General features: G+C 45.3%; 18 protein-coding genes. 17 read left to right on the top strand and 1 reads right to left on the bottom strand.

Going from position 1 to position 19,046, the window contains the following annotated elements; all coding sequences use genetic code 11:
• Nucleotides 1-11 precede the first annotated feature (11 nt).
• From AC58UW_RS01845 to AC58UW_RS01835, 3 genes are all read left to right on the top strand, one after another.
• Nucleotides 12-1,355: an extracellular solute-binding protein gene (locus AC58UW_RS01845; RefSeq protein ID WP_497419019.1), complete on the top strand. Its 1,344-nt coding sequence runs from the start codon at nt 12-14 to the stop codon at nt 1,353-1,355.
• Between the two features lie 126 nt (nt 1,356-1,481).
• On the top strand, nt 1,482-2,558 hold the full coding sequence (locus tag AC58UW_RS01840) for a carbohydrate ABC transporter permease (protein ID WP_497419018.1): 1,077 nt from the start codon (nt 1,482-1,484) through the stop codon (nt 2,556-2,558).
• Nucleotides 2,559-2,576: 18 nt separating this feature from the next.
• On the top strand, nt 2,577-3,470 hold the full coding sequence (locus tag AC58UW_RS01835; RefSeq protein ID WP_497419017.1) for a carbohydrate ABC transporter permease: 894 nt from the start codon (nt 2,577-2,579) through the stop codon (nt 3,468-3,470).
• 117 nt (nt 3,471-3,587) lie between these two features.
• Here the strand turns inward: AC58UW_RS01835 and AC58UW_RS01830 are convergent, their stop codons facing one another.
• Nucleotides 3,588-4,478: a LysR substrate-binding domain-containing protein gene (locus AC58UW_RS01830; protein WP_497419016.1), complete on the bottom strand. Its 891-nt coding sequence runs from the start codon at nt 4,476-4,478 to the stop codon at nt 3,588-3,590.
• A gap of 155 nt (nt 4,479-4,633) precedes the next feature.
• Between AC58UW_RS01830 and AC58UW_RS01825 the strand changes: the two genes are divergently transcribed.
• From AC58UW_RS01825 to AC58UW_RS01760, 14 genes are all read left to right on the top strand, one after another.
• Nucleotides 4,634-5,581, top strand: a complete 948-nt coding sequence (locus AC58UW_RS01825; RefSeq protein WP_497419015.1) for a carbohydrate ABC transporter permease — start codon at nt 4,634-4,636, stop codon at nt 5,579-5,581.
• On the top strand, nt 5,578-6,414 hold the full coding sequence (locus AC58UW_RS01820; protein ID WP_497419014.1) for a carbohydrate ABC transporter permease: 837 nt from the start codon (nt 5,578-5,580) through the stop codon (nt 6,412-6,414). The genes AC58UW_RS01825 and AC58UW_RS01820 overlap by 4 nt, the downstream gene beginning before the upstream one ends.
• Nucleotides 6,415-6,464: 50 nt before the next feature.
• On the top strand, nt 6,465-7,808 hold the full coding sequence (locus AC58UW_RS01815) for an ABC transporter substrate-binding protein (RefSeq protein ID WP_497419013.1): 1,344 nt from the start codon (nt 6,465-6,467) through the stop codon (nt 7,806-7,808).
• Nucleotides 7,809-7,851: 43 nt separating this feature from the next.
• Nucleotides 7,852-8,571, top strand: coding sequence for a 2-phosphosulfolactate phosphatase (locus AC58UW_RS01810; protein ID WP_497419012.1), 720 nt, complete (start codon nt 7,852-7,854; stop codon nt 8,569-8,571).
• Nucleotides 8,568-10,025: an alkaline phosphatase family protein gene (locus AC58UW_RS01805; RefSeq protein ID WP_497419011.1), complete on the top strand. Its 1,458-nt coding sequence runs from the start codon at nt 8,568-8,570 to the stop codon at nt 10,023-10,025. The genes AC58UW_RS01810 and AC58UW_RS01805 overlap by 4 nt, the downstream gene beginning before the upstream one ends.
• A 459-nt stretch (nt 10,026-10,484) precedes the next feature.
• Nucleotides 10,485-10,805 carry an NIPSNAP family protein gene (locus AC58UW_RS01800; protein WP_497419010.1) on the top strand — a complete coding sequence of 107 codons (321 nt, stop codon included), beginning with the start codon at nt 10,485-10,487 and terminating at the stop codon, nt 10,803-10,805.
• Nucleotides 10,806-10,874: 69 nt separating this feature from the next.
• Nucleotides 10,875-11,825 (top strand): aldo/keto reductase, encoded by a 951-nt coding sequence (locus tag AC58UW_RS01795; protein ID WP_497419009.1) that lies wholly within the window; start codon nt 10,875-10,877, stop codon nt 11,823-11,825.
• Nucleotides 11,826-11,861: 36 nt separating this feature from the next.
• Nucleotides 11,862-12,818: a bile acid:sodium symporter family protein gene (locus AC58UW_RS01790; protein ID WP_497419008.1), complete on the top strand. Its 957-nt coding sequence runs from the start codon at nt 11,862-11,864 to the stop codon at nt 12,816-12,818.
• A 54-nt stretch (nt 12,819-12,872) separates the two neighbouring features.
• Nucleotides 12,873-14,096: a multidrug effflux MFS transporter gene (locus AC58UW_RS01785; protein ID WP_497419007.1), complete on the top strand. Its 1,224-nt coding sequence runs from the start codon at nt 12,873-12,875 to the stop codon at nt 14,094-14,096.
• A gap of 429 nt (nt 14,097-14,525) precedes the next feature.
• Nucleotides 14,526-14,831 (top strand): winged helix-turn-helix transcriptional regulator, encoded by a 306-nt coding sequence (locus AC58UW_RS01780; RefSeq protein WP_497419006.1) that lies wholly within the window; start codon nt 14,526-14,528, stop codon nt 14,829-14,831.
• A 295-nt stretch (nt 14,832-15,126) separates the two neighbouring features.
• Nucleotides 15,127-15,585, top strand: coding sequence for a chromate efflux transcriptional regulator ChrS (gene chrS, locus AC58UW_RS01775; protein WP_497419319.1), 459 nt, complete (start codon nt 15,127-15,129; stop codon nt 15,583-15,585).
• A gap of 288 nt (nt 15,586-15,873) precedes the next feature.
• On the top strand, nt 15,874-16,005 hold the full coding sequence (locus AC58UW_RS01770; RefSeq protein WP_497419005.1) for a hypothetical protein: 132 nt from the start codon (nt 15,874-15,876) through the stop codon (nt 16,003-16,005).
• Nucleotides 16,006-16,146: 141 nt separating this feature from the next.
• On the top strand, nt 16,147-17,040 hold the full coding sequence (locus AC58UW_RS01765) for a DMT family transporter (RefSeq protein ID WP_497419004.1): 894 nt from the start codon (nt 16,147-16,149) through the stop codon (nt 17,038-17,040).
• Nucleotides 17,041-17,457: 417 nt separating this feature from the next.
• Nucleotides 17,458-19,041 carry a spore germination protein gene (locus AC58UW_RS01760; protein WP_497419003.1) on the top strand — a complete coding sequence of 528 codons (1,584 nt, stop codon included), beginning with the start codon at nt 17,458-17,460 and terminating at the stop codon, nt 19,039-19,041.
• The last annotated feature ends 5 nt before the right edge of the window (nt 19,042-19,046 follow it).

Raw genomic sequence — 19,046 nt, 5'->3', positions numbered from 1 at the left:
GGAGAGGACCCATGAAAAACTTTCGAATTGTGACATCGATCGTGCTTGCGTCGGTCATGGTAGCTCTTGCTGGCTGCGGAAGCAATAGCGCCGCTCCGGCGCCGACAAGCAGTCCAAGCGGCCAAACGCCGGCCAAGACAACAGAGCCTTGGGCCAATGGTCCGGTTACTCTTGAGTTTTGGCATTATTCTGCCGGCAATTATGGCGATTCGGTTAAGGAAATCGTCGCTCAGTTCAATAAGGAGTATGAAGGCAAAATCATTGTCAAGGAAACGTTCCAGGGCACTTACCTCGATTTAAACAAAAAAATTAGAGCGGCTATCCAAGGCGGAGGATTGCCCAACGTCGCGGTCGGCACCGATAATGAAATTTTGCAATACATGCAAGGGAACGCTGTTAGAGCTTTGGATTCCTTTATCAACGACCCCGTTTACGGATTGACCCAGCAGGATAAGGACGACCTGATTCCGGCCTTATTAACCAGTCAGATTCCTCAATATAAAGGGGTCACAACGGCTTGGCCGTTCGGAAACAGCTCTATGGGGATGTATTACAACATGGATTTGCTGAAGAAGGCGGGATACGATAAACCGGCTGCAACCTGGAAGGAATTCGAAAAGCAAGCAATAGATATTGCTGAAAAAACGGGAGTGCCGGCTCTTTCGATTACAAGCGGCAATAAGGGAAATCTGTATCGGATTTTATTCAAAACGCTCGGCTACGATCCGATTGCAAGCGAAGGCAATTCCGTTAATTTCGATAATCCGCAAACCATCGAGCTAGTAAGACTCACGAAAAACTTAGTCGAACATAAAGCTATCGTGTTTTCCCAGGATACCCAACAAGAATTTACAAATGGCCGTGCAGCCATGGAAATTGCTTCATCCGCTGGAACAACCACCAAGAACGATTTGATCAAAGATAAATTCAAGTGGGGTCTTACTCTTCCCCCTCAGGTTGACAGCAGTAAAGAGGCCAGAACCGTGCTGTTCGCCGTTAGGCAGGAGATGTTCAAATCAACGCCAGATAAAGAGTTGGCTTCATGGCTGTTCATGAAATATTTTGCAAGCGCAAAATCCCAGGCTATTTTCGCCTCCAAAACCGGGTATTTTCCGTCCGTCAAATCTTCGTTGGATTCGGACCTGCTAAAGAAAGATTATGCGAGTATTCCTCAGAAAAAACAAGGCTTTGATGAAGTGTTTGCCAATTCCGTTGTCGAATTCCCTTCCCCGGTTATGAACGCGATTGATTCGGCTATCGGCGATGCTTTGGAATTAGGATTAAATAACAAAATAAGTCCTGAGGATACCATGAAAAAGGCGCAAGCGGATTCGATGAAATTAATAAAAGAATAAAAGAAAATTAATGTCAAGCCAAATATTGTAATCTGGAAAGGGCGGCCGAATGAAGTAATTCGACATGCACTTTCCAGATCTTTTGATAGTTTCGAAAACCGGAAACGGTCTGGAGGTAGTCATAAGATGCTGTGGAATCATACAACCACTCATGCGGAAATAGTTAAGCTTGCCAAATCAAAGAAGTCGGCTCGACGACGCATCAGGAGTCAGCGGAGCAAAGAGGCGATCATCGGTCTGTGTTATGCATTGCCAGCCTTGCTGTTGCTGGTTCTTTTCCGTTTTTGGCCGCTTGGGCTCGGGATATGGATCAGCTTATGGAAATGGGGATTCGTACCCGAGAAGTTTATAGTTCTTGATAATTATGTCCGTATCTTTACGGAAGAATTTCTGGTGAAAGATTCGCAGAATGTGTTGCAGTTTGGACCTGTGGGTCAAAGTGTGCTGGTTACATTGTATTATGCGATAGGCACCATCCCTATTGCCATCGCATTATCTTTTATCGTCGCTTATTATTTGTTTCAAAATTTCAAGGGCAAAGGCGTGCTCCGTACGATCTTTTTTCTCCCCTATATTACTTCGCATGTGGCTGCGGCCATCGTATTTAAATGGATTTTCCATCCTGAAGTAGGCGTGGCCAATTCCGTTCTGCAAAAGCTAGGCTTCCCTAAACAAAACTGGCTTGTAGATCCGGATCCGATTGGACTGAAGCTGGTCGGTGTGCTTGGAGGCCATTGGCCTGCATGGCTCCCGGAGCAGCTTGGCGGACCGACCTTGGCGTTAATGGTAATTATGCTGTTCACGATATGGAGCAGCCTCGGTTTCAATGTTGTCGTATTGATGGCCGGTCTCGGCAATGTTCCGAAGGAATTAGTTGAAGCGGCGCGAATCGACGGAGCGCGAACGCCAGGCATTATCCGCCATGTGACCCTGCCTATGCTGTCGCCTATGCTGTTTTTGCTGACGATCGTGTCCCTCATTGGTGCATTTGAATCGTTTAACGCGTTTTATGTATTTTCCAATGGAGAAGGCGGTCCGATTAATTCAACGATGTCTTTGTCACTGTACATTTTTCGTAGCTTTTATGTCAATGGCCAGGTCGGCTACGCCTCGGCCGTGTCGATATTTCTGTTTGTCATCATTTTGCTGCTGACCTGGGTACAGTACCGTTTTGGCGAAAATCAAGTGCACTACCAGCACTAGGGAAAGGAGTCGAGCTTCATGAAAGACTGGAACCGGTCCCGATTCAATTCCCGTTTGATTTGGACTCTTATTACGTTAACGATCATAGCTTTGGCTTTCATTTCTATGTTTCCTTTTTTGTGGATGATTCTGACCTCGTTTAAATCGGAGGAAGAAATCAATATGATGCCGCCGACGTTTTTGCCGCAAACATGGCAGTTTGAAAATTACTCGCACGCCTGGAACACACCGGAATCCGGATTTGGACGATATTTTATCAATACGCTCGTTGTCGCCGGACTTGGCACACTGTTGCAGATTCTGATCTGCATTCCGATTGCGTTCGCGATTTCGCATTTCAGGTTCAGAGGCAGAGGCATAATTTTTTTGCTGGTGATTTCCACTATGATGATCCCTTATGATATCACGTTGATTCCGAACTTTGTTACGCTTCGCCATATACCGTTCGCAGGCGGTAACAATGCGCTGGGACAGAACGGTCAAGGCTTTTACGATAGCTACATGGGCATCATGGCTCCCTTCTTGGCGGAGGCGTTCACAATTTTTCTGATGCGTCAGGCATTTCTGTCGGTGCCTCGGGAATACTGGGAGGCGTCGCAGGTTGACGGCATGCCGCACTTTCGCTATTTATGGTCCGTTTTGCTGCCGTTGTCTGCTCCTCCTCTCGTTACAGCGGGACTGCTCGCGTTTATCGGCAAATGGAACGGCGTGCTATGGCCGCTCTTGATTACTTCCAGTGAAACACTACGACCGTTGCAGGTCGGATTGCTCTATTTTGTTAGCGAGGAAGGACCGAATTATCATCATTTGATGGCCGCTGCGACCTTTACCATTCTGCCGATTGTCATATTGTATTTTGTGTGCCAAAGATGGTTTCATGCCGGCGTTGCCACGACGGGAATTAAAGGCTAGAAGATCATCGGTACCAATCAGAGCATATCGTTACGACGATATGCTTTTTCCTGAAGAGATTTTCAATTTCAGCGGATCTCGATACTGTTTGAAATATCGAAAGCTGACACTCTTTCTTCAAAATCGCGTCGTTTGGAAGAAGTCGATAAACTCCTTAACGATCGGTGTAAAAAACCGGTTTTTGTTGTAAATGAAAAATATACCCCTCGATAAATTCTCTGAGTCCAAACTTTTATAAATCAGCTGTCCTTTCTTTACCTCTTCCTCTACGGCTAAACGCGAGAGCAACGATATGCCCACCCGGCATATGACGGCACGTTTAATCGCTTCCGTCGTCCCAAGCTCGATGCCGCCCTTGCTTTCGATCTGATGCTGACCTTTCCACTCCTCCATCATTCGACGGGAAGCCGAATCCTGTTCTCTTAAAATCCAATATTCGTTTTGAAGCAGCTCCGGTCCGATTTTGTCGACGTTAGCCAGCGTATGGCCGGGATAAACAACCAGACCAAGCTCATCGTCAACCAAAGGCATACAAACGAGATCAGGATCGTCGACTTTGTTTTCGGCGACAAGACCGAAATCAATTTCGAATTTTCTCACCATATCTACGATTTGCGGCGAATTCTTCACTTGCAGGACAATTTGAACGTCAGGATAAAACTCACGCATCCTGCCGAGCAGCTTAGGTAGGAAATATGTCGCCGGCGTATTGCTCGATCCGATTACGATTTTTCCGATTTTAAATTGTGCGTAGTCGGACAGTACCTGCTGTGCTTCATCTGCCCAGGAGATAATGCGGGAAGCATAATGAAGGAGCGCTTTCCCTTCTTCCGTTAATATCACCATCTTATGCTTATAAATAAAAAGCTGTACGTTCGCCTCCCTCTCCAGATTCTTCATATGAAATGTGACGGATGGTTGTTTGATCTGAAGCAATTCCGCGACAACCGTCAGCTTCTTATATTCGTGGATCAATACTAAAATCTTCAACTGCTGCAAATTGAACAAATATCCTCGTCTCCTTCAACTATAGATTATATCTATAGAATACCGCGAAATTATCATGTGATTATTAACTTTATATTAATTCCAGGTTAATCTTCCACTGACACTTGCTTATTAAAATGAGGATAATTCAGATAGATGAGGAGGAGATGGCCGGCGTGGAAGATCAAGTTGCAGCAAGCAGAATAGGAAGAGTGCAGGCCAAGCAAACGAAGCAAATGCCACAGAGAATAACGAACATCAGTCGTATACTGACGCCGTATCTATTCATATTTCCGGCAATGTTGTTTCTGTTTATATTTGTGCTTCTGCCGTTGATCCTGACGTTCGTACTGAGCTTAACGGATTGGAATTTAATCTCGATAGACTTTAATTGGGTCGCCTTAGACAATTATCGTAAAATGTTGGGAGACCGAGACTTTTGGAAAGTAGTTAAAAATACTCTGGTGTTTGGCTTTTTTTCAGTCGGCTTTACGATTGGCGCCGCTTTGCTTCTTGCGGTGATGCTTGATAAAAAAATGAAGGGGATCCGCTTTTTCAGGAGCTTGATTTTTTTGCCCTACATCACGCCAATGGTTGCAGTCAGCACGGTCTGGATATGGATGTACGATCAGCATTTCGGTTTGATCAACTGGTTTACAGGGCTACTAGGAGTGCCTCAAATTCCGTGGCTATCCAAGCCGGGTTGGGCAATGACTGCAATTATTATCGCAAAGGTTTGGAAGGTGGTGGGGTATTACACGATACTGCTGATTGCCGGGATGCAAACCATTCCCGAAGACTTGAATGAAGCAGCCCGGATTGATGGAGCCGGTAATAAGCAGATCTTTCTCAAAATTACACTGCCCCTGCTATCACCCTATATTCTGTTCATAATGATTGTGGCTATTCTCGCTTCATTCCAGGATTTCGATATGGTGTTCACAATGACCCATGGCGGTCCGGCCGATAGCACGAACATGCTCATTTATTATTTGTATCAATTCGGCTTCGAGTTTTTTGAGGTAGGCTATGCGTCTTCCGTCTCGGTGTTCCTGTTTATTGTATTGTTTCTGATCACTTGGCTGCAAATGTATGTTTCGAAAAAGTGGGTGCATTACTCATGAGAAGATTGCAGTCTCTGCAAAATATGGTGCTCATCGCATTCTTATCCGCACTGTCGCTGTTCATGGCACTTCCATTTATTTGGATGTTCGCCACATCTTTCAAAGTCTATGACGAAGTTTTCATTTATCCGCCGCAGTTTATCCCGGCGATGTTTCATTGGTCGAACTTTGCCGATGTGATGAAAGCTGCGCCTTTTGCGAGATACTTCTGGAACAGTGTTTCGATGACGATCCTGATTACAGTCCTTCAATTAGCCAGTACCGTATTTGCCGCCTATGCTTTTGCACGCATGAGCTTCAAGGGCCGGCAAACGATGTTTCTGATCGTTCTTTCCACAATGATGGTCCCGATTTATGTCACTTTTATACCTAATTTTTTGATTGTTAAACAAATCGGGATCTTCAACACGTATTGGGCATTGATTGTTCCGTTTTGCGCCAGCGCCTTCGGCATTTTTATGATGAGACAAGCCTTTCTACAGGTTCCGAAGGAATTGGAGGAGGCGGCCACGCTCGATGGATGCAATCATATGCAAATCATTTGGCATGTCATGATCCCGTTATCGATGTCATCGATCCTTACCTTTGGTTTGCTTAGCATAATTTGGCACTATAACGACTTCTTCTGGCCGCTTGTCGTAACGAACAGCGAAGAACTGCGAACGCTGCAGGTAGGTCTGGCGAGCTTGATTTCACAGGAGGGCGGGGGCAAAGGAACACAGTGGAATTTAGTAATGGCCGCATCGTCGCTCATTATTTTCCCGTTAATTATCTTATTCTTAATGGTTCAGAAGCACATCGTCAGAGGAATTGCCACTACAGGCTTAAAATAGTTAAGCCATTCGTTACCCACCATCATCTAATTGAGAAGGAGCAACTTCATATGAATAAGAAAAGTATTATTATGTTAACCTCTCTTGCCATGCTCACTTCGGCTTGCGCAAGCTCCAAGCCTGCTGCTACCAGTAACGCTAGCACGTCTGCCAATCCTGCAAGTTCTGCTGCGACAACGAATAAAGCACCCGTCGAAATCGAATTTTGGCATGCTATGGGCGGCGATTTAGGAAACGTTCTGAAAGAGCAAATCGACACGTTTAATCAATCACAATCTGAGGTTATCGTCAAACCGGTGTTCCAGCAAAGTTATGACGTAACCGGGGAGAAATTGCAGGCTGCCGTTGTGGCCGGAAACGTTCCGGATATAGTCCAGCTCAATACGCGTGTTTGGCCGGCATTTGCCCAAAACGGCGCCCTGCTAGCCTTGGACGACTATGTAAAAAACGATAAGGACTTTAACGCCGCTGATTTGAAAAAAGGCTTGATGGTCAACACTGCATTGAACGGCAAACAATATACGCTGCCTTATAACCGCAGCACACCGATATTGTACTACAATAAAGATATTATGAAGGAAATCGGCCTCAATCCGGAAGATCCGGTGCATACGTGGGATGAACTTGTTACCGCAGCGAAAAAAGCGACGATTGTCAATAATGGCAAAACTGAGCGCTTCGGCTTTGCCGCCAGTATGTCGGGATGGTACGATTATTCGATGATTTGGTCTGCCGGCGGCAATGTTCTCGGGTCTGACATGAAGACTGTTCTGCTTGACCAACCCGAAGCGGCGCGTGGATTGCAGTTGTGGGTCGATATGGTTAATAAAGATAAGAGCATGATGCCTCCTGTCGGTGGAACAAGCACAAGCGGCACAGGTGCAGGTCAAAGCTTGGATCAAGGTTTTTATAGCGGCAAAGTCGCCTTCTTCATCGGCAGTACAGCCAGTCTTTCGACTGTAATGAACAACGCGAAGTTCTCGCTTGGCGCTACATTCCTGCCGAAATTCAATGAATACGCGACTCCGACGGGTGGAGCTAACTTAGCGATTTTGGCCAAGACAACCAAGGAAAAGCAGGATGCGGCATGGAAGTTTATCAAGTTTATGACATCCAAGGAGCAGACCATTTTCTTCTCGCAAAAATCTGGTTATTTGACAATACGCGACTCCGCGGAGAAAGCGACGGAGATGCAAGACTATTATAAAAAATTTCCGCTCTTTACCGTTGCTTTGAAACAGCTGGATTATGCCAAAGAAGTGCCATCACTGGAACAAACAAAACGGATTGAGACGGAAATCGACAAAGCCATGGAAAAAGCAGTTACGACCAATATCCCTGCCGAGCAAGCGATGAAGGAAGCGGCTGATAAGATTAGAAGTTACATCAAATAACAATGGATTACACGGATCCACCGGGAAGGAACATCATACGTTTATGGAAATCAATATCTATCATTTCGTCGAAGGTGCGCAGCAGGCGAAAGGCTTAACGGTCATCATCGATGTATTTCGAGCTTTCTCGGTCGCCTGCTATGTAATGGACAACGGTGTTAAAGACCTGTTTCCGGTTGGAAGTATGGAGACGGCTTATGAACTGAAGCGGGAAAATCCCGATTATATTTTGATGGGGGAAAGGGGAGGACTCATTCAACCTGGTTTTGATTACGGCAACTCCCCTTACTCTGTGAAATCCGTTGATTTTACAGACAAAACCGTAGTGCATACGACAAGTGCAGGTACGCAAGGAATTGTAAATGCGGTTCACGCCGATGAAATCATTACAGGAAGTTTTGTCAACGCGCAAGCGATCATAGATTACATCCGCGGGATGAATCCGGACCAGGTGTCCTTGGTTTGCATGGGGTGGGAAGCGTTGGAAGAGGCGGATGAAGATACGTTATTCGCGAATTATGTGAAAAACGCGCTGGAAGGCAAGCCCAATGATTTTGCAGCCATCGTCCATTACATGCGCCACGAAAGCAAGACCGGCAAGTTTCTGGACGTCCGCGGAGAAGCTTCCGCACCGACTGAAGATTTCGATTTGTGCTTAAGTCTTGACCGTTTCCCGTTTGTTTTAAAAGCCGAGCAGTTCGGAGATTCTTTGATAAGGCTGAATAAATTGAATATAAATAAAGATTGGAGGGCTATAGGATGAATTTACATGAAAGGGATCATACAGGGGATCGTCGTGTGCTGATTATAGGAACGGACGGCTTGAGACCGGATAGCTTTGATCCCGAGCTTATGCCGACCTATGCCGAACTGATGAAACGCGGCACGCTGTTCACTTCGTTTCATGCTGCTTTTCCATCAGAAACGCGGGTCAGCATGACGACGCTCACGACCGGTAGTTACCCCGGCAGCCACGGTGTAGTCAGCAATCTGAAATATATACCTGGCTTTGGCGAGGACGGGTTTGTCCAAACAGGAAACGATAAGCATTTGTTGTCATATAGGGAGATGAAATCCGAGCCGTTCATCCTGCTTCCCACCTTGGGGGACCGGCTGCACGAACAAGGGAAATGTCTCGCAGTAGCCGCCTCCAGCTCGCCGGGAGCCTCGCTCTTGTGGAACTTGAATCATCCAGAACTGGTCATCAATCCGTCTTCTTGGTATGGAATAAGCGAGCTTGAACAGCTTCATAACCGGCTTGGCCCCGTTCCGGAAGAGCTAACCAATGTGAAGAAGGAACGCGCATTATGGGCTGTACGGGCGCTGACTGATATTCATTTGAAAAACCCAGATAACCAAGTAATGGTTTTATGGTTATCCGAACCGGACATGAGCCAGCACAATTACGGACTCGGGTCTCCGGAAAGCAAAGAAGCGCTCCAACTGATCGATCATTGCGTATCGGATGTTCTAAATGCAGTGGAAAAAGAAGGTCTAAGTGATCAACTGGACATCTTCCTGATCAGTGACCACGGTCATTCGACACTGCAAGCGCAGGGGTCGCTGGAGGGACATCTGCAAAAGGTGTTCGATGAATTGGGGCTGCAATCCCAGTTTGTTACATCCGGACATTATATCTACGCTTCCGAGGGACAAGAACCATCGTTACTGGATATCACTGCTGTCGTAAATTGGCTGCAAGCTCAGGAGTGGTGCGATACCGTTTTCTCCGGAGATCCATTACTCTGCGATTTACCTAGCGTCCTGCCGCTGGAGCTTTTACTCGGACCAATCAAACATAATCGCGCTCCGCTTCTTGCGATCCAGCCCAAATGGGATAACTCGACGAATGAATATGGAGTTCCCGGCACGATTCATGCTCTTACATCCTCTTTGATTCATTCGACGCACGGCACGGCGAGCCCGTACGATGTACATGCTTTTTGTTTGGGTGTCGGCAGCAGCTTCAAGCAAGGCCATGTTTCCGATATTCCTTGCGGCATTGTCGATATCGCTCCGACGGCCTGTCATTTGATCGGTCTTCGTACGGAATCCGGCTTCGATGGCAGGATCCTATCCGAAGCGTTCCAATCGGAGTTGATTGACGAGCGACTTCCGGATCTTCAAATTTCGAGAACGAAAGTGGACAATGGGCTTGTAAGCGCAAAAGGTATAAACGTGTTGAATGTAAACGGGACAACATACGTCTCCGGCTAGTAGAGGAAGAGCTGGACTGGCCCAATTACAGGATTCATTTTCTTGTGAAATACTCATGTTGTATTTGCATGAAGCCCTTAAACCTTTTTGCGCTGTTTTAGCTTCCTTTGTTATTCGAGATCGTTATCTCAACCAGCTTTAAACATTGTGTTTATTCAAGTAGGGGTAAACAGTCTAACACAAGGGAGGATGGTACCACGTTGAGTGACATTCTACCTTGGCACTGTTAAATATTCTCCTCAAACAGAGAGGTCAGCCAGAAGAAACTGGCTGACCTCTTAATCCAAAAGGGAACGATAGCACAAAGACAAACGGCTACCAATATCAATATTTATTTCAAGCTACGTAATTTGAACAGTTAACTCCAGGTAACTTAGTATAAACTTTTTCACTTCTTCTCAGGACAGGAATGATTATCTATAATTGAACAAACGTTAGTTGATCTGAGGTGATTGATGAATGATTTACGAATTGAGAATTTATACGATTCTTCCAGGAAGAATCGAAGCAATACGAAAACGCTTTTCCGATCATACGATTGGTATTTTCGACAGATTGGGCATGCAGATATGTGATTTCTGGGAAGATATGGAGGAACAACCCAAACTCTATTACACGATGAAATACGAAAGCATCGAAGAACGGACAAGACAGTGGGTAACGTTCTCACAGGACAAGGAATGGATCGAAGTGAGACAGAAATCCGAGGAGAGCGGAAAAATTGTCGAACGAGTCGACTCGATTTTTCTGAAACGAGCGGGCTATTTTGATAAAAGATAGAGGTTTACCACATCGACAATTAAAAAATGCAAAACTGCACATAGTGTAGAATCAGGAGGAGATTTGTTTATGAAATATCGTAAACTTGGCAAAAATGGTCCTGAAATTTCAGTTATTGGCTTCGGTTCCTGGGCGATCGGGGGAGGAGGCTGGGCGAGCGCTTGGGGCAACCAGGACGATGAGTTGTCCGTTGAAAGCGTGCGTGTTGCATTGTACAACGGAATCAACTTTTTTGATACTGCGGCAGTGTACGGACTAGGGCATTCCGAGGAAGTTATTGGGAAAGCGTTGAAAGGCGACCGAGACAAAGTGGTGTTGGCGACTAAATGCGGTCTGGTTTGGGACGAGAACAATAACATTTCCAAGAACGGAACCTACGACTCCATCCTTCGCGAAGCTGAAGCATCACTACGTCGTCTAGGTACCGACTATATCGATTTGTATCAAATGCACTGGCCGGATACGGATGCGAGCGCTCCGGCGGAAGAGACTATGCGCGCCATGGATAAGCTTGTACAAGACGGCAAAGTACGTTATGTAGGTGTAAGTAATTACAATGTTCCGTTATTGGAAGATTCACTCTCCGTTAGACATGTTGATTCACTTCAGCCGCCGTATTCCATACTAAGGCCTGCCGTTGAGAAGGAGATTCTACCTTTTTGTCTGGAGAAAGAAATCGGCGTCGTTGCTTACAGCCCGTTAACCTCAGGTCTCCTGTCAGGAAATTACACTTACGAAACCAAATTCTCAGACGACGACTGGCGCTCCCGTAACGCTGCACATACGGGGGAGGGTCTGAGGAAAAATGTGGACCGTGTCGAGAAACTGAAAGTTATCGCGAGCCGGTTTGGCGCTACCATGCCGCAGCTTGCCATCGCATATGATCTAGCCCATCCGGCTTTGACTAGCGCTCTTGTAGGCGTTCGAAAGCCGAGCCACATCTTAAGCGTATTGCCAGCCATCGATCTGATTTTGGACGATACTACAATTGCAGATATTCGCAAAATAGCTGTCGAATAAAAGACTCATATTACATCATAAGTGAGGGTTGGTTGAATGAGCGCAGTTGCAAAAGTAAGCCGCTTTGTAGGAGGGACATTTTCTCTATGGGTTATTGTATTTGCTTGTCTGGGATTTTTTTGGCCTGAGGTCTTTAAGCCCCTAAAGGGCTACATTTCTATTTTTCTTGGCATTGTCATGTTCGGAATGGGACTTACGCTGTCCTCTGCCGATTTCCGTGAAGTATTTCGTCGTCCGTTAGAAGTGTTGATTGGTGTTGTCGGCCATTATATTATTATGCCGCTGCTCGCCTATGTGCTGGCGATTGTGTTGAAGCTGCCGCCAGAAATAGCAGTTGGCGTCATTCTCGTCGGCTGCTGCCCGAGCGGCACTTCCTCCAATGTGATGGCGCTACTTGCTAAAGGCGACGTTGCGCTTGGTGTTTCCATCGCTTCCGTTTCCACACTTATCGCACCGATTGCTACACCAGCTTTAATCAGCCTGCTTGCGGGACGCTGGATGCCGATTGATGGCGGGGCGCTTATAAAGGATATTTTGATGGTTGTTATTTTCCCAATTCTTCTTGGTCTTATCGTCAAGAGTTTGTTTAAAAAGCAGGCCGAGGCCAGCGTCCAGGCGCTTCCACTCGTATCTACACTGGCGATTGTCATCATTGTGGCTATTGTTGTAGGTGGTAGCAAAGCTAAAATTATCGAAAGCGGCTTGATTATTTTTGCGGTCGTTATTTTGCACAACAGCCTCGGCTATTTATTGGGGTACTGGTTCGCCAAGTTGTTCCGGATGAATTTTAGCAAACGCAAGGCGATTTTGTTTGAAACAGGAATGCAGAACTCCGGTCTCGGAGCTGCGCTGGCCTCGGCTCATTTCAGCCCGATCGCAGCCGTTCCCAGTGCAATCTTCAGTGTATGGCATAACATTTCTGGTTCTCTGTTGGCCACATGGTTTGCGCATCGTGCTGAGAAAGAGGTCTTGAAGGCAAGCCAAGCCGATTGATACTCCTCTATCTAACGTAGATATAAAAGAAATAGGATTGGAGTAATCTAAAACATGCAAAAAGAGAAAAAAAGTAGCCGGAGACTCGTACTGTTGTTAGGTGCTTTTTCAGCTTTGGGGCCGCTGACGATTGATATGTATTTGCCGTCTTTTCCTGAAATTGCGTCGGATTTTGGCACGCGAGCGTCGCTGGTGCAACTGAGTCTTACTGCCTGCCTGATCGGCCTTGGGCTGGGGCAGATTATTATGGGCCCTCTGAGCGATGTGCATGGAAGACGCAGGCCTGTTATTTTATCGCTGATTCTTTATTTAACAGCTTCGTTTGTTTGCGCGATTTCGCCGAATATTTATTGTTTTGTTGTAGCACGTTTTATTCAGGGCTTCGCCGCCTCCGCAGGGATTGTGATTTCTAGGGCGGTCATTCGCGATTTGTATAGCGGGACGCAGCTGACACGGTTTTTTTCCCTCCTGATGTTGGTGAACAATTTGTTTCCGCTCATCGCGCCAGTGGCGGGAAGCGCCGTGATCTCATTTACGACTTGGGTTGGCGTTTTTATCGTTTTAGGTGCGGTGGGAATCGTGCTGGTTATTTTGGCAACCGCGGGCTTGAAAGAGACGCTGCCACCAGAGAATCGGATGTCCAGCAATTTGGATCAGCTGTTTAAAGGGATCATAACACTGCTTCGCGATCGTGAGTTTCTCGGATACGCGCTGGCACAGGGTATTATGATCGGTGGCGTCTTCGCGTACGTTTCGGGAACGCCATTTATTTACCAAAAGATTTATGGAGCATCTCCGCAGCTGTTTGCGTTATTGTTCGGCTCAAACGGTATCAGCCTGATTATCGGTTCCCAACTTGTGGGCCGCTTGAATCATGTCATTTCGGAGCGTTGGTTCCTGGTTTTTGGTCTGCTGTTGTCAGCGGCTGCCAGTTTGACGGCTCTGGTGGTTATTTTGCTGCACGGGCCGCTGTTAGCCCTGGTTGCACCGCTGTTCTGTTTTGTTGCATCGATTGGGATTACGTCCACTGCCGCATTCTCGCTGGCCATGGAATCCCAAAGCCATATGGCAGGAAGCGCATCGGCGCTGCTAGGTCTGATGCCGTTCCTGCTTGGCGCAGTCACGTCTCCGTTGGTTGGTATTGCCGGGGAATATTCGGCCGTTCCCATGGGCGTGATCATCCTGTCGACCAGTCTATTGGCGCTGCTGGCTTACTTTGGCTTTGCACAAAAATCCAAAAACATCAAGCTCGCCGTGCGAGGGGAATTGGGTTCGTAAGGGGAATTGAATACTGGAAGAGAATTTATGTGGACATTCCCGCCCTGGAAAAAGCACAATAACCGAGCACTTAAAAGGTACGGTTCGCTTAATGAAATGAATAAAATCCTATTGATAACAACTCAGGTTCGCGAATAATTAATAATAATATTAAGCTCCTAAACTAGGGATGCGGTCATATCAATCGACCGATCCTCTTTTTTATTGAATTTTTAAATAAAATATTAGTTTGGTGAAAACTACTAACAGTGTGTCGACTCTAAATTATTTCTTAGGAAATAATTTAGGTTTCCTATTCCGAATGCGCGCCTCAACTTTCGCAAAAATATCGGTTTTCTTGAAGCTTTTTTGCCAATTGCTTTTAAGTTCTGTCATACACCAAAAAAGAGAGTAGATGAAAAATTGAAAATAACATCAAATAGTGATCTCTTGGCAGTTGACCTTATTTGTTCCATTGAAAAGGCTCTCGATATTATTGAGGGAAAATGGTCTTTTCTCGTTATAAAACAACTATTAGGCGAAAAAAAAGGATTTGGCGAATTACGAAGGACTATCAGTAACATTAATTCAAAGTCGCTGTCCAACACACTTCGCCATTTGCAAAAAAAACAAATAATTGTGAAAACCATTTATCCGACAGTTCCTATAACAGTAGACTATGAGTTGACTGAAAAAGGAAGGGACTTACATAAGGTACTAAATGAAATGAAATTATGGGGGAGCCGATGGGGGTAAACGCAACTTTAAACGATGAAATGTTAATCGAATTGCAGTTACAGCCATGTTAAACAATGGCGGCGGTATCCACGCAACCCCATAGTTTCAAACTATAGAAGACGTAGACAAGCTTTTTCTAAATGGACTGTGCTCCTGCTTCCACTTTAGACTGTGTCGGGCAAAACGGAGCTATTTCCCATTCATTTTCAATTTTCAACAAGTATGATTGTTAGTTAATTTGAAGTATACTCTTTCTATAAGACACTTTTATTATTAAGGAGATCATACTGTGAGCAATAGTTTACCTTTTGATATGTCCAATATTCAAATTGATGATATTGACAAGAAAATCATTACCTTACTTCATGATAACGGTAGGATCTCTTATACCGATCTTGCTAAAGAAGTCGGACTCTCCCGTGTTGCCATTCAAGCAAGGGTGAATGCCTTGATGGATAACAATATTATTGAAAGATTTACAATCGTAATTAACACTGAAAACATAGGTATGGCTGTATCCGCCTTTTTGAACGTGGAAGTTGAACCGAAATATTTGGAGCAAGTCGCTGAAACACTTGCTGACGACCCTTTCATGACAGCTGTGTATCATATGACGGGTCCAAGTAAGCTTCATATGCACGGGGTGTTTGCAAATAATCAGGAAATGGAAAGGTTCTTAAAGGAAAAACTTTATGTACTTCCGGGGATAATGAGTGTTGATTGTCAAATATTGATTACACGATATAAAAATCAAATGGGAATCAATATTTAAACAAAATAACTTTGATGATAACAAAGATCAGGCTACCACTGCGGCCTGATCTTTTTTTAATTATGAATTTCGAACAACGCAATGACTAGCAGCAGAGTTGTGCAATCTCCTTCTTTGGTTCCTGGAACCATCGTCTTAACTGCCTATAAAGTTAGTATTTACTGCTATGGTTACTTCAAGGTAACTTATTAAACTATATTTCAGTACTTAAAATAATTGGCGTTATTCTATATCATTAATAGATACGCCTTGCAAAATTGAGCTGCAGTACTGAAGGGGGAAATAGAAGTGGGGGAATCACAACCGGTTGTCATGATTACAGGTGCGAGCAGAGGAATCGGCAAAAACGACAGCGCTTCTTCACACTGGATTATGATTCAGGGCGCGTACACCGTTTTGTCGGTTATATTATTGATCTGAATGGCGTTTCGTTAGAAGCTGAGAAGATCGACGTGGGGATGTACCGATCAACGGACGGTTAATGCATGAGAATTTTCTGGTTACTGGTGTGAAATTCCCCATAAGCCCAGGTAAACTAACACAACAAAGAAGGTGAATGGCTTGGGTTATGTTCTGCTCCTTCTTGCCACATTGGCCTGGAGCTTCGTAGGTGTTTTGGTTAAGACCGCGTCGACGATGGTGGATAGCTCCATTATTACGTTCTCCCGATTTTTCTTCGGTGTCGTCTTCCTCGGCATATTACTGCTGATTAAGGATCGGCGCATCCGGCTTCGGACGGGTCTGAAATGGATCTGGCTCGGAGCTGTTGGCAAATCCGCCAATTACATATTCGAGAATATCGCCATCACAATCGGATATTCGTATGGAAACATTCTTGTTCAGCCGGTACAGACGGTTACGTTACTGATCACTGCAAGCCTGCTGTTCAAGGAACGGGTGACTTTACGTGGATGGCTCTCCGCAGCGTTCTGCGTGGTTGGGGTGATCGTTGTCGGATGGAACGGATTGCCGCTTCATGAATTGATACAGAGCAGCGGACTGACAACGCTGCTGTTCACATTGTCAGGAATTGGTGCCGCCGTACATGTGTTGAGCCAGAGGCTGCTAGTGCGGACGATGGACTCAGGTAATATGAATTTCTCCGTCTTCTTCTGGAGCACACTTCTTGTTGCCTTGCCGGTACCGATCCAGTCGGAAGGTTTTACCGGCACTTTCACGTTATATGCTTGGGTCGCACTCATATTGCTTGGGGTCATTACGGGATTAAGCTTCTTTTGGTTTGCTGAAGCGATGAAGCGGGTACCTTTTGCGATCATCGCCATTGTGGGCAACAGTTCGGTAATGTTTAGTATTCTGTGGTCTTATCTGTTTTTTCGTGAGCCGATTACCGAGTATGTGATCGGAGGAACACTTGTATTCATTGCTGGCTTCCTTTTGATGAATTTTCCTGCTCCCCGCCGGGTGGCTAAAGAGGTATCGGTGTCAGAGGCATAGTAAAGGGTATGCGATTGAAAAAGCTTAAGTCTCGTGTGCCCTATGTGCTTGTGCACGTAGGCAGTAGGCTGGAAGCAGAATTTTTCCTGCACTAGGCGCAACGATTTGATGACTCGTTGCCGCAAAGCTCCGGATTCCATTTAATATGGAGCCCGGAGCTTTAGTTTGTTTGGCGATTAGGAACTTTCAGCAAATGATGCCGTAGTCGTCGCGTCCCTGTTGATCCTGTATGAATGCTGGATAACCATCTATCAGGATAGAAGGCTTATTCTCCCATTTCGTGCATTGATAATTCAGTTCATATGGTTAATTTAGGAATGATATTATTTTTAATGGGAATAACAATGTAAAGGTCCATAAAGTTTAGTTTTTAAGCCGGAGGATTTTATGAAAAGAGGGATTTTCAAATCATGGCTGATGAAAACTTCTACATATACGAAAACATTGAACAAAGCTGAGGTTTCCAATGAAATAAGTTCCAGTCTAAAGGATATAGAATTCAGCTCGGACATTTTACACAACGAACAAATGCTTAGGGATATCTTCAAAAATTGTTACGATGTTGTGTTCCGCTTTATCCAAATAAAGGATCAGAATAAACTTCTGCTGATTTTTATAGATGGACTCATTGACTCAAAAACTCTAGATCTAACCATCCTTAAACCATTGACGTTCGAAGGATTGCCGCAAGGTCTGGTTAAGCTGGACAGTATCGGACAAATGATTAATCAACAAGTTATCGCTACCGGGAAAACAAGATTGGTTAATCAAGTAGCAGATGCAATAGATGACATCTTACGAGGTCATATTGCAATCCTGGCTGATGGCGAAAGAAATATGTTACTTGCTGAGATGAGCGGTTTTGAAAAACGCGCAATTGAAGAACCTGTGGCAGAAGGAGTTGTTCGCGGTCCCCGGGAAGGATTTACGGAAACCTTGCAGGTAAATACCAGCTTATTAAGAAGAAGAATTCGGAATCCGCAGCTCAAAATGGAGTCGTTAACCCTCGGTAAGCTCTCGAAGACGGATGTCGTCATCACATATCTCGAGGGGACTGTAAATGAATCTGTGTTGGAGGAAGTCCGAAAAAGAATAAGCCGAATTCAGATTGACGGAATATTGGACTCGGAGTATATAGAAGAATTCATTCAAGACCGTCCATACTCACCTTTTCCGCAAGTGCAGAATACGGAACGTCCCGATGTTGTTGCTGCAAACCTTTTGGAGGGCAAAGTGGCAATTATTACGGATGGAAGTCCTTTTGCGCTTATTGTTCCCAGCACATTTTGGGGGTTTCTACAATCCGCAGAAGACTACTATGAACATTTTTTGATTATGTCTGCCATTCGGTTTGTTCGGTCTTTATTGCTAAGCGTATCGCTACTTTTTCCTTCGGTTTACGTTGCCGCATCAACCTTCCATCCGCAGTTAATTCCAACTCAATTATTACTAAGTATCACAGCTGCCCGGGAAGGCATCCCATTCCCCGCATTGATGGAAGCCCTATTAATGGAATTCATGTTTGAAGCTTTAAGAGAGGCGGGTATTCGTTTACCTAAAGCTGTTGGTGCCGCAGTCAGCATTGTAGGAGCCCTTATTATAGGGGATGCAGCAGTAAGTGCGGGGATCATATCCGCTCCGATGGTCATCGTTGTATCAACGACTGGAATCGCATCTTTCGTTATTCCACGCTATAATTTCGGGACAGCCATGAGGCTTCTTCGTTTTCCCATGTTAATTTTTTCAGGTACGCTTGGTTTTTATGGGATGGGTTTATTCATGCTCGTCTTGCTCATCCATTTAGTTAACCTTCGCTCGTTTGGCGTTCCGTATTTCACTCCGGCGGCCCCGCAGATTCCAGGTGAACTATTCAAGGAACTTTTTGTACGCGCACCTCATTGGTCGATGTATAATCTTCCTCGGGAAATTGCCGGACAGGACAAGCAACGTATACCTGAAGGACAAGCACCGTCTGAAAATAAAGGGAAGCAGCAAACTTAAAACGT

The sequence above is a fragment of the Paenibacillus sp. J22R160 genome (assembly GCF_059692135.1).
The sequence above is the reverse complement of the archived record's forward strand: the minus strand, read 5'-3'. Positions and strand labels throughout refer to the sequence as shown.

Coding starts and splice junctions, on each gene's coding strand:
- AC58UW_RS01760 (WP_497419003.1), top strand. CDS start 17,458: ATGAAAACTTCTACATATACGAAAACATTGAACAAAGCTGAGGTTTCC.
- AC58UW_RS01840 (WP_497419018.1), top strand. CDS start 1,482: ATGCTGTGGAATCATACAACCACTCATGCGGAAATAGTTAAGCTTGCC.
- AC58UW_RS01820 (WP_497419014.1), top strand. CDS start 5,578: ATGAGAAGATTGCAGTCTCTGCAAAATATGGTGCTCATCGCATTCTTA.
- AC58UW_RS01785 (WP_497419007.1), top strand. CDS start 12,873: ATGCAAAAAGAGAAAAAAAGTAGCCGGAGACTCGTACTGTTGTTAGGT.
- AC58UW_RS01815 (WP_497419013.1), top strand. CDS start 6,465: ATGAATAAGAAAAGTATTATTATGTTAACCTCTCTTGCCATGCTCACT.
- AC58UW_RS01845 (WP_497419019.1), top strand. CDS start 12: ATGAAAAACTTTCGAATTGTGACATCGATCGTGCTTGCGTCGGTCATG.
- AC58UW_RS01800 (WP_497419010.1), top strand. CDS start 10,485: ATGATTTACGAATTGAGAATTTATACGATTCTTCCAGGAAGAATCGAA.
- AC58UW_RS01835 (WP_497419017.1), top strand. CDS start 2,577: ATGAAAGACTGGAACCGGTCCCGATTCAATTCCCGTTTGATTTGGACT.
- chrS (WP_497419319.1), top strand. CDS start 15,127: ATGTCCAATATTCAAATTGATGATATTGACAAGAAAATCATTACCTTA.
- AC58UW_RS01805 (WP_497419011.1), top strand. CDS start 8,568: ATGAATTTACATGAAAGGGATCATACAGGGGATCGTCGTGTGCTGATT.
- AC58UW_RS01790 (WP_497419008.1), top strand. CDS start 11,862: ATGAGCGCAGTTGCAAAAGTAAGCCGCTTTGTAGGAGGGACATTTTCT.
- AC58UW_RS01810 (WP_497419012.1), top strand. CDS start 7,852: ATGGAAATCAATATCTATCATTTCGTCGAAGGTGCGCAGCAGGCGAAA.
- AC58UW_RS01795 (WP_497419009.1), top strand. CDS start 10,875: ATGAAATATCGTAAACTTGGCAAAAATGGTCCTGAAATTTCAGTTATT.